At 26.7% G+C, this 17,444-nt stretch carries 17 protein-coding genes; 10 read left to right on the top strand and 7 right to left on the bottom strand.

Features of this window, described 5'->3' with window-relative positions:
• The first annotated feature begins 70 nt into the window (after positions 1-70).
• The 5 genes from BSV1_RS03895 (at position 71) to BSV1_RS03915 (ending at position 4,627) form a co-directional block, all read left to right on the top strand.
• Positions 71-298 (top strand): KTSC domain-containing protein, encoded by a 228-nt coding sequence (locus BSV1_RS03895; RefSeq protein WP_002557128.1) that lies wholly within the window; start codon positions 71-73, stop codon positions 296-298.
• 240 nt (positions 299-538) lie between these two features.
• Positions 539-1,066, top strand: a complete 528-nt coding sequence (locus tag BSV1_RS03900; protein ID WP_008882451.1) for a tetratricopeptide repeat protein — start codon at positions 539-541, stop codon at positions 1,064-1,066.
• A gap of 119 nt (positions 1,067-1,185) precedes the next feature.
• Positions 1,186-1,836: a hypothetical protein gene (locus tag BSV1_RS03905; RefSeq protein WP_008882516.1), complete on the top strand. Its 651-nt coding sequence runs from the start codon at positions 1,186-1,188 to the stop codon at positions 1,834-1,836.
• 202 nt (positions 1,837-2,038) lie between these two features.
• Complete coding sequence (locus BSV1_RS03910) at positions 2,039-3,259, top strand: ribose-phosphate pyrophosphokinase (RefSeq protein WP_008882654.1); 1,221 nt, start codon at positions 2,039-2,041, stop codon at positions 3,257-3,259.
• Positions 3,260-3,262: 3 nt separating this feature from the next.
• Positions 3,263-4,627 carry an FGGY-family carbohydrate kinase gene (locus BSV1_RS03915; protein ID WP_008882739.1) on the top strand — a complete coding sequence of 455 codons (1,365 nt, stop codon included), beginning with the start codon at positions 3,263-3,265 and terminating at the stop codon, positions 4,625-4,627.
• Here BSV1_RS03915 and BSV1_RS03920 read toward each other — a convergent pair.
• The 6 genes from BSV1_RS03920 to BSV1_RS03945 are packed head-to-tail and all read right to left on the bottom strand — an operon-like array spanning position 4,610 to position 9,852.
• Positions 4,610-5,350: an SPOR domain-containing protein gene (locus tag BSV1_RS03920; RefSeq protein ID WP_008882810.1), complete on the bottom strand. Its 741-nt coding sequence runs from the start codon at positions 5,348-5,350 to the stop codon at positions 4,610-4,612. The genes BSV1_RS03915 and BSV1_RS03920 overlap by 18 nt on opposite strands.
• Complete coding sequence (gene coaE / locus BSV1_RS03925; protein ID WP_008882395.1) at positions 5,334-5,951, bottom strand: dephospho-CoA kinase; 618 nt, start codon at positions 5,949-5,951, stop codon at positions 5,334-5,336. Before coaE ends, BSV1_RS03920 begins: the two co-directional genes overlap by 17 nt.
• A complete protein-coding gene (gene polA / locus BSV1_RS03930) occupies positions 5,933-8,659 on the bottom strand; it encodes a DNA polymerase I (protein WP_008882326.1) in 2,727 nt (908 codons plus the stop codon). Before polA ends, coaE begins: the two co-directional genes overlap by 19 nt.
• A complete protein-coding gene (locus BSV1_RS03935) occupies positions 8,656-9,054 on the bottom strand; it encodes a hypothetical protein (protein WP_008882318.1) in 399 nt (132 codons plus the stop codon). Before BSV1_RS03935 ends, polA begins: the two co-directional genes overlap by 4 nt.
• The gene (locus tag BSV1_RS03940) at positions 9,044-9,463 is read right to left on the bottom strand and encodes a flagellar export chaperone FliS (RefSeq protein WP_008882355.1); all 420 of its coding nucleotides are present in this window, start codon (positions 9,461-9,463) and stop codon (positions 9,044-9,046) included. The genes BSV1_RS03935 and BSV1_RS03940 overlap by 11 nt, the downstream gene beginning before the upstream one ends.
• A gap of 8 nt (positions 9,464-9,471) precedes the next feature.
• Positions 9,472-9,852 carry a response regulator gene (locus tag BSV1_RS03945; protein ID WP_002656967.1) on the bottom strand — a complete coding sequence of 127 codons (381 nt, stop codon included), beginning with the start codon at positions 9,850-9,852 and terminating at the stop codon, positions 9,472-9,474.
• Between the two features lie 241 nt (positions 9,853-10,093).
• On the opposite strand from BSV1_RS03945, the gene ligA reads away from it, so the two are divergent.
• Positions 10,094-12,076: an NAD-dependent DNA ligase LigA gene (gene ligA, locus BSV1_RS03950; protein WP_008882733.1), complete on the top strand. Its 1,983-nt coding sequence runs from the start codon at positions 10,094-10,096 to the stop codon at positions 12,074-12,076.
• A gap of 21 nt (positions 12,077-12,097) precedes the next feature.
• Here ligA and BSV1_RS03955 read toward each other — a convergent pair whose 3' ends face one another.
• Positions 12,098-13,591 (bottom strand): coiled-coil domain-containing protein, encoded by a 1,494-nt coding sequence (locus BSV1_RS03955; RefSeq protein ID WP_008882799.1) that lies wholly within the window; start codon positions 13,589-13,591, stop codon positions 12,098-12,100.
• 279 nt (positions 13,592-13,870) lie between these two features.
• On the opposite strand from BSV1_RS03955, the gene BSV1_RS03960 reads away from it, so the two are divergent.
• The 4 genes from BSV1_RS03960 to BSV1_RS03975 all read left to right on the top strand — a co-directional run bounded on the left by BSV1_RS03960 (position 13,871) and on the right by BSV1_RS03975 (position 17,440).
• A complete protein-coding gene (locus BSV1_RS03960) occupies positions 13,871-15,733 on the top strand; it encodes a hypothetical protein (protein ID WP_008882689.1) in 1,863 nt (620 codons plus the stop codon).
• Positions 15,720-16,187 carry a hypothetical protein gene (locus BSV1_RS03965; RefSeq protein ID WP_008882580.1) on the top strand — a complete coding sequence of 156 codons (468 nt, stop codon included), beginning with the start codon at positions 15,720-15,722 and terminating at the stop codon, positions 16,185-16,187. Before BSV1_RS03960 ends, BSV1_RS03965 begins: the two co-directional genes overlap by 14 nt.
• Complete coding sequence (locus tag BSV1_RS03970) at positions 16,180-17,049, top strand: FAD binding domain-containing protein (protein WP_008882735.1); 870 nt, start codon at positions 16,180-16,182, stop codon at positions 17,047-17,049. The genes BSV1_RS03965 and BSV1_RS03970 overlap by 8 nt, the downstream gene beginning before the upstream one ends.
• Before the next feature lie 130 nt (positions 17,050-17,179).
• The gene (locus BSV1_RS03975; RefSeq protein WP_002557145.1) at positions 17,180-17,440 is read left to right on the top strand and encodes an HPr family phosphocarrier protein; all 261 of its coding nucleotides are present in this window, start codon (positions 17,180-17,182) and stop codon (positions 17,438-17,440) included.
• Positions 17,441-17,444: the final 4 nt, after the last annotated feature.

Below are 17,444 nucleotides of genomic sequence, written 5' to 3' on the forward strand. Positions count from 1 at the left end.
TTAAATATTTAGTGAATTAACTCTTACTTTATTATTATACTCCTAAGATAATTATGTGGAGGAATTTGAGTTGGAAACTTTAACAATATCTAATGAGTTGAGCAAAATATCACAGGTAGATTATGATTCTTCTGTGTCCGAGCTTTCTGTGTTTTTTAAGGATGGAAGAGCTTATAAGTATTTTAAGATTGAACCAAGACATTTTAGTGCAATATCTAAACTTGTTGAGGACAGAAGATCAGTTGGTAAATATTTAACAGAAAACGTATTTAACAAATATGACCAAGAAAAGCTTTAATTTGTTTTTTAGATAGTATTAAAAGCCCTTTTGTTTTTAAAGCAGGAGGGCTTATTTATGTTTATGACTAGCTTTTAGAGTAATAAATTTTGTTTTATAATCATCAAGATGGTTTATTTAATTTTAAAATTCAACAGCATTGAAGTTTTGTATTTTGATTATTATTAGGTTTAGTGTTATTTTGCTGCTTTGGATAATTTAAATAGTATAAATAGTATTAAGGATTCAAGTAAATTTTTTATGTATAAATTGTTGTTTATTATTGTTTTTGTTTTGTCTTGTAGCTCTATTTTTAAGGAATATCAGAGCATATCAGGTGAATACTATAAGCTTGCTAAATTAAATGAAGAGTTTGGTAATGATGAGACTTCTGTTTTGCTTTATGAAAAATCTATTAAATTTAATATTAATGCTGGTGATGATTCAAGTTACAATTTTATTTTAGCTTGCATTAATTTGAAAAAATATATAGAGGCTGAGTTGAAACTTAATTCTATTATGAAAGAAGATACAGAAAATATTTTGTTAATCAATCTTAAGGGATATTTGCTATTTAAAAAAAATGATTTGGACAATGCTTTGATTTATTATTTGAAAACTCTAGAATTTGCGCCTGCGAATAAAGAGGCTCTATTTAATATTTTTTACATTTATCATTTAAAGAGTGACAAAAAAAATGCAAAAAAATATATCTCAAAATATAAAGAACTAAATCATCCTATACCAAGTGGTGCGGAAGAAATAGTTTCTTCTGTTCTTAAGAGTTAATTTTTTAGTTTTTTGTTTACTTTTTACTTGTGGTAATCTTTATGGTAATTATTATATAATAAGGTATGCAATATAAACCCTGTTTTATTTTTCATAAATTTTTGTAGGAGAGTTTGTATATGATTAGGCTTAAAGTTTTAATTTTGTGTTTATTTGGAATTATTGTGTTAAATGGTTTTGCAGATACTAATTTTGAATTCAATTTTGGTGGTGGGGTTGCTTTTCCTGTTAGTCCCTTTTCAAGCTTTTACAATGAGGCTTTAGAGATTAATGCAAAGCTTAAGCAAAATTTGCCTTCAGATTTATCCCCAATAGAAAAAGAAGAGATAGTCCAAAATTTTTCCGATTTAGCCAATATTGCTAAAGCTGGAATAAGATATGGAACTTACGCTCAATTTGGTGCCAAATTTGATGATTTTGTTTCTATTGGATTTGAGCTTTTGTTTGACATTAATCTTCTTAAAGCAATAAAGCGTTCGGATGGAACTGCAAATGAAAATTTCTCGTTTATTATGGCAATAACACCAAGATTTTATACAAAATTAGATTTTTTTGTTTTAGCTTTAGCGTTTTTCACAGGTCCTAAGATCAATATAGCGACTTCTTCTGCAGATTCTGTTTTAGCAGAACTGGGAACAATGGGCTGGGATATTGGTGCTAGACTTTCATTTTCTTTTTTAATTCTTGAAGTTTACTATGTTTGGAATATTAAAAACCCTAAATTTTCTGATTTCAAGTTTGGAATAGGTTTTGAATTTGGAATTGTGTAGTTTATTTAATTTTATTTTTAGGATTATGTTATAGTATTTGTTTTTGCTATTAATAGAATTTTTCGATTTTTATTTTTATTATTAAAGCTAAAATATTTTAATGACCTTGCTTTAAAAAATTTTAGTCATATTTGTGTGTATAAGTTTTATTAATTAGCAAATTAAGATTGTTAAGATTTTTTAAAAAAGAACGAGGAGCTGGGTGAATTTACTTAAAAAGAAATCAATAGGAATTATTGCTTGTCCTGGGGGTAGGGTTTTTGCTAGTAAAATAATAAAAGAGCTTGACAGAATATTTATAAATATTGAAAATGAGATTGTAGAGAGCATATGTCAAGATTCTAAAGCCTTAAAGGAAGAAATTTTTAAGATTGAAAAAGTTTTATCTCCTTTTTTAGAAGGGCTTAGTTTATCTACTCTTAAAAGCAAAGAGCCTTTAGAAATTCCTGTAAAATTTGTTAAATTTGCCAATGGTGAATTTAAAACAGAAATTTTAAAAACAATCAGAAATAAGGATATTTTTATTGTCCAAGATGTTGCTAATGCTTATGAAGTTGAGATAAACAGTAGCGAAAAAATAATTATGACGGTTAATGACCACATAATGAATTTAATGACAACAATAGATGCCTGTATGCAGGCTAAAGCCAATTCTGTTAGTGTTATTATTCCGTCTTATCCTTATTCAAGACAAGATAAAAAGCATTCAAGAGAATGTTTAACAGCAAGTCTTATTGGAAGATTTTTAGAAGAGTTGGGCATTAGACATATTTTAACCCTAGATATTCACTCAAAGGCTATTGAGAATGTATTTAGGAAAGTTTATTTTGAAAATTTAAATGTTTCTTATGAAATCTTTAATTCTCTTAAGGATTTAATCGACATTAGAGATTCTAATTTAGTTATTGTTTCACCCGATACAGGTGCTGTAAGTAGAAATAAATTTTTTGCATCAAGCCTTAAGAGTCCTCTTGCTTTGCTATATAAGGAGAGAGATTATTCAAGAGTTTCAAATGATGTTGCTGATTCAAATATTTCTGTAACTAAGCTTTTAGGAGATGTCGAAGGCAAGAATGTTTTTATGAGTGACGACATGTTAGCTACTGGGGGTACTCTAATTAAGGCAATGAAATTGCTTAAAAGCATGGGTGCTAAGAAGATTATATGTGGGATTAGTTTGCCGTTTTTTAATGGAGATGCTATTAAATATTTTGATAAAGCTTATGAGGAGGGATATTTTTATAAAATAATTGGAACAAATGCTGTTTGTCATAATGATGAATTAATAAATAAGCCTTGGTATCATGAGGCTGATGTTGCGCCTCTTTTTGCGGAGGCAATATTTGCAATTTATAATAAAGTTGGTTTGCAAAAAATTCTTGATAGAAAGGATGATATTCAAAAATTGATTACCAAGGGCTAATTTATGAATGTTCTTAGTATTGATATTGGTACCAGTGTTTTAAAGGCAGCATTAGTTAGTTCTAAAAATGGGGTTTTAAGTTATATTGATGTTAGTTACTCAGATTATTTTGATGTTGATTTCGAAAATTTTGACTTTAATATATGGCTTTTTTCTTTTAAGAAAGCCATATCCAATTTTCAGCCTAGTAAAATAGATTGCATTTCTGTTGGCGGCATTTCGCCATGTTTAATTGCTTTAAATTCAAATTTAATTCCTTTGGAAGTGTTACATTGGAATTCCTTTAAAATTAAGCCTTATTTTAGGGGTAAGTCTGTATTTTTGCCCTATGTGCTTAGCACGGTTGAAAGAGGAACATATTCTAAAATAAGTTATTTTGTTTCTTGTTTTGAGTATTTTATTTATTTGCTTACAGGAAAGCTTTTTACAAGCTTTCCAAGCATGGAGTATATTCCTTTTATTTGGGATGATATAGAGATAAAAAAATATGGGCTTGACAAGAAGAAATTTCCTCCATTTGTAAAAATGGGAGAAAATATTGGCGTTGTAACTTATAAGGCAGGAATTGAATTTGGGCTAAATAGTGGAATTAGCGTAATTAATGCGGGATCAGATTATTTGAATGTTTTGGTGGGAAGTGGTGCTTTTCAAGAAGGAATTGTGTCAAATAGAATGGGCACAAGTGAAGGGTTTAATTTTGTTTCAAGTACATATTTACCAGGATTTTCTCTAGAATATCCTTATTTTTTAGAAGGATTTTTTATTATTGGGAGAATTGTTCCTTTTGGATATTTGATTCAATTATTAAAAGACAGTTTTTATAAAAAAAGTTTAACTTTTGAGTTGCTCTTAAAAAAAATTGTTAAAAGTGTCACTTTAAATAATGTATACTTTTATCCAAGTAAAATTAAACTTTTTAATGATTTATTTGTTTTAGATCCTTGTCTTTGTAAAGATTTAAGTAAAGGAATTTTTGGTAGTATTAAAAATCCATTAGAGATTGGTTTATCAATACTTGAGTTTGCATGTTTTGCTTTTTACAACAGATTGGTAGAGCTAAAAGCCTGCAATAAAGAAATTTTGAGTATTTTTGTTAGTGGATCTAATTCTGATAATTTGCTTTTAAATCAAATAAAAGCAAATATTCTTGGCAAAGATTTAAAGATTTTTGATTTTAAGCATTCAGAGATTATTGGGGGAGCAATTCAAGCATTCTATTCTTTAAGAGAATTTGGCAGCTTAAATGATTCTTTTTTAAAACTTACAAAGATTAAGCATGTTGTTTCGCCTATTATTGAGGTTCATGAAGAATATTTAGAAAAATATCAAAAATATATTAATAATTATAGTCTATTTGTTAACGGGTAATATATAAGTTTCTTTAAATTCACCTATTCCTGCTATTTTTTTAAAGTCTGCTTTTGCTTCTGATTTTGTTTTATAAGGACCAGATCTTACTCTGTAAATATCTTTATTATCTACTGTTGCAGAATATATTTTAGCAATTATATTATATTTGAGTAATTTTTGAATATAGTTGTCTGCATTGATTGGGTCTGAGAGTGATACAAATTGTATGTAATATTCTGTATTAGGATCATAAATGTTATCAGTATTTAAAGTTTTTTGGGCTATGGGTTGAGGCTTTTCGATGGTTTTTGATTTATGAGTATTAGGTGTTTTTTGAGTTGTGGGTTGAGGCTTTTCGATGGTTTTTGATTTATGAGTATTAGGTGTTTTTTGAGTTGTGGGTTGAGGCTTTTCGATGGTTTTTGATTTATGAGAAGTATTAGATATTTTGTTTGTAGGTTTTTTTTCTTTATTTAAATCTTGTGTTAAATCTATGATTATTTCATTTTGAGTTTCAGATACCTTTAAAGATTGTTCATTTTGGTCAACCTTTTCTAAGGCGTTTTGATCTTTATCTTCTTCCAAAACAATATTTTTTTCTGCAATGTCTGAGGCCAAGTTTTTGTTTGGAAAGAAAATAATTGTCCCAAGAAATATTATTATACAAACTGTTGCAATCGATGTTAATGCTACAAAAAATCCTTTATTATTATTATCATTATTTTCATTCAAATCTTTCATAGTTAATTATCTCCTGCATTTTTTTTTCAATTTCTTTTTCTAGATATGCATAATTCTTGTTATTAATTATATTGATTATTTTTAAGTTTATAATATTTTTTTCAAAAAAAATATCTTTTTGGATTTTGAGTATTTTATTAATTGTATTTGAATCAATGTTTGGCATAGAATATGATAATCTATTTTTTATTATAGAATTCTTTGCCTTAAGCACAATTATGTAGTCGCAAAGTTTTTCTAAATTTATTTTAAAAAGTAAAGCAGCATTAATTATTATTTTTGTAGATTGGTTTTGGATTAGGATTTTTTTTATTTTGCTGAGTATGACAGGGTGTGATATGTTTTCAAGCTTTTTTAATTCTTTATTGTCATTAAATACAAGATTTCTTAGTAAGAGTTTGTCTATTTCGTTTTTAGTATTTAATATTTTTTGACCAAGTATTTCAACTATTTCTTCTTTTTTTTCATGTAATACTGAATGTCCAAGCTTGTCTGCATTTATTTCGTAAAATCCATATTTATTGCTAATTATTTTTGAAACAGTATCTTTGCCAGATGCAATTCTTCCTGTTACTCCAATGATTAATGGATTTCTCCCCACGATTTACCCGTTTCAATATTTGCCCTTAAAGGCAGATTTAATGTGTAAGCAGTTTCCATCATAATTTTTAATATTTTTTTCACCTCATTTTCTTCTTCAATAGGAGATTCAATGAGCATTTCATCGTGCACCTGTAGCAATATTTTTGATTCCATTTTTTTACTTTTAAATTCATTAAATACTTTGACCATTGCAATTTTCATGATATCGGCGGCACTTCCCTGAATTATGCTATTTATTGCTATTCTTTCAGCGGCAGATCTTTCCAGATAATTATTGCTATTAATTTCTTTTATATATCTTCTTCTTTTTAAGATGGTTTCGCTATATCCAGCATTTCTTACGAAGTTTATTTGATTTATTATAAACTCTTTGATTTTTGGATAAGAATCAAAGTAAGAGTTTATAAATCCTTTTGCCTCTTCTTTTGTAATTCCCAGTTCTTTTGCAAGTCTAAAATCTGACATTCTATAAATTATTCCAAAATTAATAGATTTTGCTATTCTTCTCAAGTTAGGAGTTATTTCTTTTTCTTCTATTTTGAAAAGCTTAGAAGCAGTTTCTGTATGAATGTCTTTATTATTTTCAAATGCTTTAATAAGGGCTTCATCTTGTGATAAATGAGCAAGTATAGCAAGCTCAATTTGAGAATAATCAGCTGAAATAAAAATATTTCCATTTTCTGGTTTAAATGCTTTTCTTATTTTTCGCCCTTTTTCATCTTTTATTGGTATGTTTTGCAAGTTGGGATTTATGCTAGTGATTCTACCAGTTGCTGTTTTTGTTTGTATAAAGCTTGTGTGCAGTCTGTTTGTTTTATAGTTTATTAGTTCTATCAAATTATCCGTGTAAGTACTCTTTAATTTTGCAATTTGTCTGTATTTTATTAGATTTTCAATTGATTCATGCTGTTCTCTGAGAGATTCAAGCACTTTTATATCAGTTGAATCTTTTTTCATTTTTTCTGGTAATTTTAGATTTAATTTTTCAAATAAAATTTCATGCATTTGTTTTGGAGAATTTAGATTAAAATCAATTCCTATGCTTTTTATTATTTCGTTTTCAATTAGTTCTAATTCTTTTCCAAGTTCTTTTCCATATTCTTTTAAATATTCTTTATCAAGGTAAATTCCATTTTCTTCCATTTCTATAATCACCTTGTTAAAAGGCATTTCTATTTCGTGCATTAACTTGTCGAGTTTGTCTTCTTTTAGTTTTTTGGTAAATAGATTAAATAATCTAAATGTAATATCAGCATCTTCAGATGAATAGCTTGTTGCCATTTCTAAAGATATATTTGCGAAGTTGTCATTTTTTTGTATCACATCTTCATATTTAATATTTTTATGCATTAAATATTTTTCTGCAAGAAAATCAAGCGATACTTTTGAGTTTGTGTCGATAAGGTATGCAGCAATCATTGTGTCAAAATAAGGTGGTATAGGGCTAAATCCATTGTTTTTAAGTATTTTATAGTCAAATTTATAATTTTGACCAATTATTTTTGGATTTGATTCAAAAAGATTGTTAAATTTTTGTATTATATAGTTTTTTTCTATGTAAATTTTTCCTTTGGCTTCGATTGGAATATAGTAACCTTCAAATTCTTTAAATGAAATGGATATCCCAATTAATTTTGCTGTGTAAGTATCAAGCGAAGACGTTTCCGTGTCTATTGATGTGTATTTAGCCTTTTTAAGGCTTTCTATTAAATCATCAAGTTCTATTTTTGTTGTTATTGAGTGGTATTTAACATTTTCTGTGTCAATTGTATTTATGTCATCTAAGCTGTTGGTAGTAGCTTCTTGCTTAAATAGACTTTTTTGGTCTGCATTTTCTTTTTCTTGTTTTAAGATGTCCTTTTTATAAGTTTTTATTAGGGCAATTGCCGAGTGCTTTTCAAACAAAGATATTATCTCTTCGCTAAAATTTTTTAAGGCGAAGTTTTCAATTTCTGGAATTTTTAAATTTTCTTCAAGACTTACAAGTTCATAGCTTAAAAGAGCATTTTCTTTTTCTTTGATTAAAAGTTCTCGGTGTTTTTTATTTATTAGTTCTAAATTTGAATATATCCCGTCTAAGGTTTTGAATTCTCTTAATAAACTTGCTGCTCCTTTTGCGCCAATGCCTTTTATTCCAGGTATATTGTCAGACCTGTCTCCAACAATAGCCAAATAATCTTTTATTTGAAAGCTATTTACTCCAAATTTTTTTGTTACGTACTCATTATCCATTTCAATAAAACTGTTGTTTTCTATTTTAAGTATTTTTATGTATTCTGACATTGTTTGCAGCAAGTCTTTGTCTGGAGAAATAATGTAAGTTAAATAGTTATTTTTTGCAGCCTTTTTGGCAAAACTAGCTAAAAGATCGTCAGCTTCGTAGCCCTCCATCTCAAAGATTGGTATTTTTGCCTTTAAAAGGCCTTCTTTTATCCATCCTATTTGAGGTATTAAATCGTCCGGAGGTGAATCTCTTGTTGCCTTATAGTTTGGATATTTTTGTTTTCTAAAAGTTGGCACCTCTGAGTCAAAGGTGATAATCAAGTGTTCAGGATTTTTTTCTTTTATTATGAAAAATAATGTTTTAAAAAAGCCAATAAATGCGTTTACATTTTCTCCTTGTGTGTTTAAAAGTGGATAATTTTTCATTACGTGATAATTTCTAAATATTATGTTTAGTGCATCAATTAGGTAAAGTTCTTTCATATTTTAATATCTAACATTATGGGTAAATTGTTTACTACAAGGTTTTGTTGTTTTTTAATTTTTGGAATTTTTCTTTTTGCATTTGCAATTTGTTGTAAGATTTCACAACAAATTTGATATTTAATGTATATTTCTTCTTTTAGTAGATTAATTTCTTTAATTAAGTAATCAAAATTATCCAATTTTTGGTTTTTAGATTTCAACCATGCATTTATTGTTTTATAATAGTTTTTGATTGATTCTAATATTAAATCTTTCTTAGGATTGGTTATATTTAATATTTCTATTTCTTCCCTTTGTAATTCATAACTTTCTATTGTTAATATTAATTTCAATTCTTTTAATTCTAATAACAAATTGCTAAAATATTTTTTTAAAATTTCATTAGCTGACAATATTTATTCCTAATTTACCCTGAGTAACATTATTTTCTTTTTTGCTTAATTGTTTCCAGGTAAAGTTTAATATTTGCAGTTGTTTTATAACATTGTCAATTTTGTGTATTTCTTTTTTTAAAAGAACATTTTCTAGCTCTTTATTTAGAAACAAGTATATTGAAAGTAAGTTTGTAGAAATGTTTCCACCTTGTTCAAAATTTAAGGTTGACATTAATTCGGTAATTATTTCTTGTGCATGAAAGATTTTTTCATTAGCTTTAACTGCATTTTGCCAATTTCCATCTTTTATAAGCTCTTTTGCAACTTTTAAATCCTGTATTGCTTTCTCATAAAGCATTATCAATATTGATAGGGGATTTGATGTGTTTATTTGTGTTTGTTTGTATATTTTTTCTTTTGCTATCAAAATTTCCTCTAATCCAAAAGTTTAATTTGCTCTATTATTTGGTCTTTTTTAAAAGGTTTTGTAATGTATCCTCTAGCTCCAAGAGATAAAGCTTTTTGTATTAATTCTTGTTTTCCAATAGCTGTAACCATTAATATATTAACTTTTTTAAGCAATTTTTTATTAATTTCATACATTCTCTCAAGAGCTGTGATTCCATCCATTCCCATCATTGTTATATCGAGTGTTATTAAATCAATATTATTTTGTTTTTCAAATTCTTTAACAGCCTGAATGCCATCTTCGGCTTCTAAAAATTCTTTAAATCCCAACTGACTTAAGATTTTTATTAGGTTTTTTCTCATAAAAAGTGAGTCATCAGCTATTAAAGCCTTTTTGCTTTCTTCCAAACTAGCACTCCTTTTATCCATTTTAACATATTAAAATATCTTTAACGACAACTAAAATATAATTCACATTTTCATAATATTGTCTTTTTGATTGATATTTTTCTTTAAAGATTATTTTAATTTGAACATAAATAAAATAGCATGTATTTTTGGTGGTATTTTACAGTTTGTATAGTAAAGTCGGTTTTTGCTTGTTAGAATTGTTTGATAAAATGATAAGGAATATGTTAAATTTTACCCTATGAGCAGCAAAGTACAGCAAGAAATCGCAGACTTGAAGAAGTTGATTAGAAAGTGGGATAAAGAATATTATGTCGATTCTTTGCCTAGTGTTGAAGATTTTGTATATGATAAGCATATTTTAAGGCTTCAAGAGCTAGAAAATAAGTATCCCGAATATAAGACCTTAGATTCCCCTACTCTTAAATTTGGCAGCGATCTTTTAAATGACTTTAAAGAGGTTGAACATTCTGCACCTATATTAAGTCTTGATAAGGTTTATGATCTTGATTTGCTAAAATCATGGATAGATAAGATTGATTTTAATAATTCTTTTAATATTTCTGTTGAGCCAAAGATTGATGGATGTTCTATCGTTCTTTATTATAAAGATGGCATTCTTGAAAAAGCTCTTACTAGGGGTAATGGAAAATTTGGTAATGACGTTACTATAAACGTTAGAACCATTAGATATATACCTTTATTTCTTGATGAAAAGGTTGATTTAGTATTAAGGGGTGAGGTTTATATTACTAAAGAAAATTTTTTGAAAATAAATAAATTTTTGGAAAAGCCTTATACGAATTCTAGAAATTTGGCTTCGGGAATACTTAGAAGGATTGATAGTAGAGAAGTCGCTAATTTCCCTTTAAATATTTTCATTTATGATTTTTTGAATGCTGGATTGGAATTTAAAACCAATGATTTAGCTACTGCAAGACTTAAGAAATTGGGTTTTAAAGTCAATCCCTTGATTAGGTTTTTTGATCAAAAAAATTCAATTGGAGAAGTTTTAAATTACATAGCAGATATAACAAAAAAAAGGGATTCTTTTGAATATGAAATAGATGGTGTTGTTCTTAAGGTTAGTGATTTTGCTTTAAGAGAAAGATTGGGGTATACTGCGCATCATCCCAAATGGGCAATGGCTTACAAATTTGAAGCGCTTTCGGGTTTTAGCAGGGTAAATAGCATTGTTGTTCAGGTTGGACGTAGTGGTAAAATTACTCCGGTTGCTAATATTGATAAAGTTTTTGTTTCAGGAGCTTTTATTACCAGCGCAACATTACACAATCAAGATTATATAGCGTCTATTGGTTTGAATGTTGGTGATGTTGTTAAAGTTTCAAGAAGAGGAGATGTAATTCCTGCTGTTGAAATGGTGATAAATAAATTTTCAACAGGATTTTTCAAAGTTCCTGATAATTGCCCAGCTTGTAAAATGGCTGTAGTAAAAGAGGGGGCTCATTTTTTTTGTCCAAATAATAAATGTCCTTCAGTGGCAGTTGAGAGAATAAAATATTTTTGTAGTAAAAATTGTATGGATATTGAAGGGTTTTCCGACAAGATAATTTCTTTTCTTTTTGAGAAAAAATTTATTTTTTCAGAAATTGATCTTTATACTTTTGATTTTTATAAGCTTCTTGAATTTAAAGGGTTTAAAGATAGAAAGATAAATAATTTGATAAATTCAATTGAAGCTAGCAAACAAAAGCCATTTAGTAAATTACTTCTTAGCATGGGAATTAAAGATTTAGGGGAAAACACAATAAGGTTGTTATTTCTTAATAATTTAAATTCATTTTCAAAGCTTTTTAAGCTTTGTCAAGACAGAGATTTTGCATTTTCAACATTGTTGAAAATTAAAGGCATAGGAGAAAAAATTGCCTTAAATATTATTGAAGCTTTTAATGATTCAGTAATGCTTAATAAGTTTAAATTTTTTGAAAATTTGGAATTTAAAATGGAAGAGGTTGTTGAGATTGATGGTGAGAATAAGTTCTTGGCCGGTAAAAAGTTTTGCATTACTGGAACTTTTAATGGTTATTCCAGGTCTATTGTTATTGATAAGCTAAAAAATAAAGGAGCAATTTTTAATACTTGTGTGACTGGGAGTTTAGATTTTCTTATTGTAGGAGAAAAAGCTGGATCAAAGCTTAAAAAAGCTTTGAGTTTAAATATAAAAATTATGTCTTTTGAAGACATAAAAAGTTACTTAGATTAGTTGGACTAAAAGTGTTTATTTTTATTTAATTATTTTTATTTGCTTAAATTCAGGCTTTAGATTTTTATACATAATTCCTAGTTCGTGGATATTTTTGACTTCTATTAAGTTTCTAAAAAATTCTTCTTTATTTTTTAGAATAGGGTTAATGAAATATTTTTCAAATTTATATTTTGAGATTATTTCATGATTTTTTAAAGCCTCATTTAAATTGTTAGTGGGATCTATTTCAATATAGTATGTGTTTTCTTTTTTAAATGCAAATTGATCCCCCTTTTCTTTAAATTTATAATTATTAAGATATATGTCAGGGTAGATTTGAAAATCTGCTGTTTTTATCATAGTTGTTTTTGGGGTGCTTTTAGTATTTTCTTCTAGATCTCGGCTTTCTTTTTTTTCCATGGGCTTTAAATATTCCTTTTCTAATTTCTTATTTTCTTCTAAGTCGTCATTTTTACTTGTAATGCTTGGAGTGAAAGTTTCTTCATTTAAGGGTTTTTGATAAATTTCTTTTTTTTTAAAATTGTTTAATTCTTTTTGAAGTTTTAAAATAGTTTCTTCATTTTCCTTTATTTTATCTTCTAATTCTTTGAGTTTGTGTTTATCGGTTCTTATTTTTTTTTGATTTTCTTTGTTTATTGCTTCATTTGCGCTTATTTTTCTTTTTAGATCATTGATTATTCTTCCTATTGAAGATAAATTTTCCTCAATTTCTTCTAAGTTTTTATCTGAGCTATCTTTTTTTTTAAAATTTCTTAATTCTCTTTGCAAGTCTAAAATAGTGTTTTCATTCTCGTTGATTCTGTCTTCAAGTTCATCGATTTTTTTTTCATTAATGGCATAATATTTTTCGTTTTCATTAAGACTTTCTTTTAGATTGTTTATTATTCCTTCATCAGAAGGGTAATTGTCCTCATTTGCTTCTTCAATTTCATCATTATATTCATAATTGTCTTCAAAACCATCATCAGTTTCTTCTTCAATGTTTTCAATATTTATTTTTTCATAATTTTCATCTTCTTTGGGCTTGGTTTTTTTGTTAAGGAGCTTTTTTATTTCTACTATTTCGTTTTTTAATTTATTGGTTAAAATTTCATATTTTTTTGCTTTTTTTTCGATTGATTCTATTTTTTTATTTTCATTTTCCGATGTTTTTTGATTTTTGGTTTTTAAAAGCTTTTCTATGTTTTTAATTTTATTTTCATAATTTTCAATTACAGATTTTAGATCATTTTCGTCCATTCTTTTTTTTGGTGGTTTTTTGTCTCTTATATTTTCTGGCAATTTTAGATCTTTACCTTTTTTGGGGTCTTCATAAGAAACTATGTTTTTGTTTAAATGTTTTGAGGTATTTATTTGATCGCTTTTATTCCCAGAACTTTTAAATTCTTCACTTAAGTCTTCTAGAGGAATTTCAATGCTAGAGTAGCTTATTGTATTATTATTAGCCCCAAATAATGATATACATGAAAGTATTATAAAATACGTAAAGCTTAGATTTTTTGTTTTATTCATAAGGTCCTTGTTTTTATTTAGAAAACATCTATAATTTATAATGTTAACATAGTTTGTCCATTTATCAAAAGAGATAAAAATCTCCGGGGGCTATTTTTATTGACAAATAGTGCTAATTTCAAATTAGTTTTAAGTGAATTTTTTATTAATTTATTTTAAGATTGTTGCATATATTGGGTAAGGTTGTATGTTTTTGAGGTTTTATTTTTTAATCCTTTTTATTTATGCAATGTTAGGTTTTTACTAATTTAATTTTTTTGTTTGGTGGAGTTTTTGAGTTTGACAAATGTGGATGCGCATGAATTTTGGGCTTTGCCAGTTTGCTGCAATGTTAAAGATTCTTTTATTGAAGATTTTAGTTTTGTAGATGAACATGTAAATTCAATTTTTAGCATCAGTTATAAAGATAATATAACTTTAAAGTTTAGAGATTTTGTTGATTCTAATGAATTTAACTTGAAGCTTTTTGATAATAAAATAAGCTTTGAAGGTCAAATTCCTTTGGTTTTGTATTCAGACAATTTGGATTATTTGCTAAAAGCAGAAAAAAGTGTTCTTTTTAATCTAAGAGTTGGTGATGCTAGCAGTAGTTATTCTTCTGGATTTACAAAGAAAGAGTCTGGAACTTGCAATGTTTTGAATGCTTGTTATGAATTTAGTGATTACAATAGTTTTTCAGATGATTTTATTTTAGTTAAAATATTTTTTGATTCTGAAAATTTAATTATTGATGCTAATGTAGACAATATCTCTTTTTTAAAATTTTTTATTAGTGAAAATTTTGGTGTAAGTAAAGACAAAATAAAAATCAATTCTCTTGATAATTACTGGTCTAGCTCTATTTTTCCTATTTCTTTTAATGCAATTTTACAAGGCATTGTAATTTCAAAAAAGATTAATAAAAGGGTTAATATTGTTTACTACAAAAGACATTTTGGAATTTTAGATAATTTAAATTTAACTTTTTCAGTTTCTAATTGTTTGGTGGCAGATAATAAGCTTTCAAAAATTATTTTAGAAATTATAATAAATAGACCTTTAAATTTTTTATATAAGTTTTATTTTAAATTTATTAATAATATTTTCAAAAATTTGTTTTTTGATGGGTTTTTAGAAATTTTTTTTGTTGAGAATAAAAGTGATTTTATCTTTTTTTATGACAATCTTTTGGCATTTGAGACCTCTGTTTATAATTTTATTTATTCCAATTTTTATAATCTTGCTTTGTCGATGTCTTGTGAGCCAATAGGTTATTTACTTACACAGATTAAAGGTGATTATGCTAGTTTTTTAAAAATTTTTAAAAAACTAGATTTAAAAAATTCTTTAATAAAGAAATCTGCCGTTTTAAGTGTTAATAAGGATTATGATATTTTTGATACTAGTCGAAGGGGAGTTGGCTTTGCTTATTTGAATTCAAACGCTTATTTTTTAAGCGAAGAGCAATGTGTTGTTGCTTTCTTATACAAGGATGGATTAAATGTTTTTTTGCCCTACAGCATTATTGACAACAATTTAAGCAATTATTTGAAAAATAGTTTGGCTAAAACACTGGGCTTGCCCTATAGCAGTGTAAATTTTTTGATAGGCGAGAGCTTATTAGATTTTGCTAATTTTTATAATCTTCTTTTTAAAGATCCTTATTTAATTGAAAAAGCAATTTTAATCATTAAGGACAATTTTTCTTCTTTGATAGATTCAGATTTTATAAATGAATATCCTGTAGTTTTTAAGGAAAAAATAGCTATTAGCGATGTTGATGATTGTGTGCTTGGGTGTTCTGTTGAGCTTAAATTTGAATTTTATTCTCTTAGCGCTGTTTTTAGCAATGTAAGCTTTTTTGTAGAGCAAGGCAAATTTATCAAGCTTAAGTTAAATAACAAGAGAATTCGCACAATATTTGGATTAGCGGTTGATTATGTATTTTGTCGTGCTAATGTAAGTTGCGATATTAAAGATTGTTTAAGCTTAGAATTTATTGAAGATGGCGAGTTTATTTTTTCTTTTAGAAGTGTTTTTATTGTTTCTGTTTCTGCAATTCGAACTGCTTTGATTCAGGTATTTGATTTTAATGCAAGCAGAACGCCTCTTGATTTTGAAGAAATTTTAAATAGTTGGAGTATAAAAATTGACATTAATTAATTTCAACTTAAATGGAGAGAGTATTTCAAAAAAGATTAGTCTTTCTTTAGGGACCAGAAATCTTTTGGATTCTATTTTTTTTGCTAAGAGCAATAGTTTGGAGTACATTGTTAATAACAGATTTTTTTTAATTTTATTGGATTTCAAACTTGTTTATTCTGATTTAATTCCCGCTTTTATTTTAAATGGTCGGAATGTAGTTACCCTTGAAGGACTCAAGAAAAAAAGTTTTTATAAGCACATGCAAAAAATTTTATTAGAAGACGATTTTAATTTTTGTAGCAATTGTTTTGAATCTAATGTTTTGCTGTTTTATTACTTTTTGGAAAACGAGATTGTAAGCAAATCAGATATTTTAGGCTATAGAAAGTCATTAAAATGTAATTGTATGGATGTTAATACTTTTTTATCTCTTTATTTGAAAGCTGAAGAATTGTATAGAAAAAATGGCTAATGTTAAGGTTTATTACCCTGAAAGTTTTAATATATTATCTAATTTATTTAACAAAAATTTAAATAATTATATCATTTATAATGAGCTAGATTTTAAAAAAAATTCTGATTTGTTTAATAGAGAAACACCCATTGATAATTTTTTTATTGTTGGTAATTTTGAAAAATTTAATAAGGTATCTTTAAGGGGTAATTTTCTTGAGATGGGGCCTTGTGTTACTTATAACGAGATACTTCGGATTGGTAAGAAAAATATTCCAAGTTTGTTTTATGAATTTATTTCAAAATTTAATGATAAAATATATTTAAATAGTATTAACCTTGCAAATGGGTTTTATTATAAAAACACCGTTTTTGATATTTATCCTTTGTTGATAAGCCTTGATGCTCAAATTGAGTTTAAAAATGTTTTAACCAAAAAAACTTATGTTTTTAGTGCTTATAATTTAAATAGAGCTGAGTATATTGCAAATCGAAATACTGTTCTTATTACTAAATTTAAATTTCCAATGATGAATTTATGGAACAGAAGCTTTTATCATAAAATATTTTTCAATACTTTATCTTTTGACATTTTAGAAGAAGCAGACATTATTTTTATATGTATTCTTTTAAACATAAAAAGAGACATTATAAATGATTTTTTGTTAAAGATATTTTATGATGACAAGGTGATAGTCATAAAGGATTTCCAGATTTTACTTTTAAACAAATCTTTACCGCTTTCATTTTCTGAGATAGAAAATTCTCTTAAAATGTTGGATAAACATATAAGAGATTCTAAAAATTTCAACATAGGAGAGAGAAATTTAAAGCTAATAAAGAATTTTTATTTAGACATATTAATGAGTTTTAATTGTTAGAATAAGTTTAATTACTATCTTTATTATGCTATATTTCTTATATAAAGGGAATATATAATTTATTTTTATGTATTATAATGTAAAAAGTTAATCAAAAAAACAATATTCATAATGAGGGGTTTCTGTACTTATGGTAAAAAAAGAAGCAATTATTAAGGCTGTAAACGGTTTGCATGTTAGGCCTGCATCAACTTTTGTAAAAAAGGCTAAAGAGTATTCTAGCGAGATAACAATAGAATCTGATGGAAAGTCTGTTAGCGGAAAAAGTTTGTTCAGGCTTCAAACTTTGGAATTATCATCAGGTAAAAAGCTTTTGATATGTGCTGAGGGTGAGGATGAAGAGATTGCTGCTTCAGAGCTTGCAGAGCTTATCGAATCTTTTAAGGAATGAATTT

Origin of the sequence: [Borrelia] finlandensis (genome assembly GCF_000181875.2) — a bacterium.
GTDB lineage: Bacteria > Spirochaetota > Spirochaetia > Borreliales > Borreliaceae > Borreliella > Borreliella finlandensis.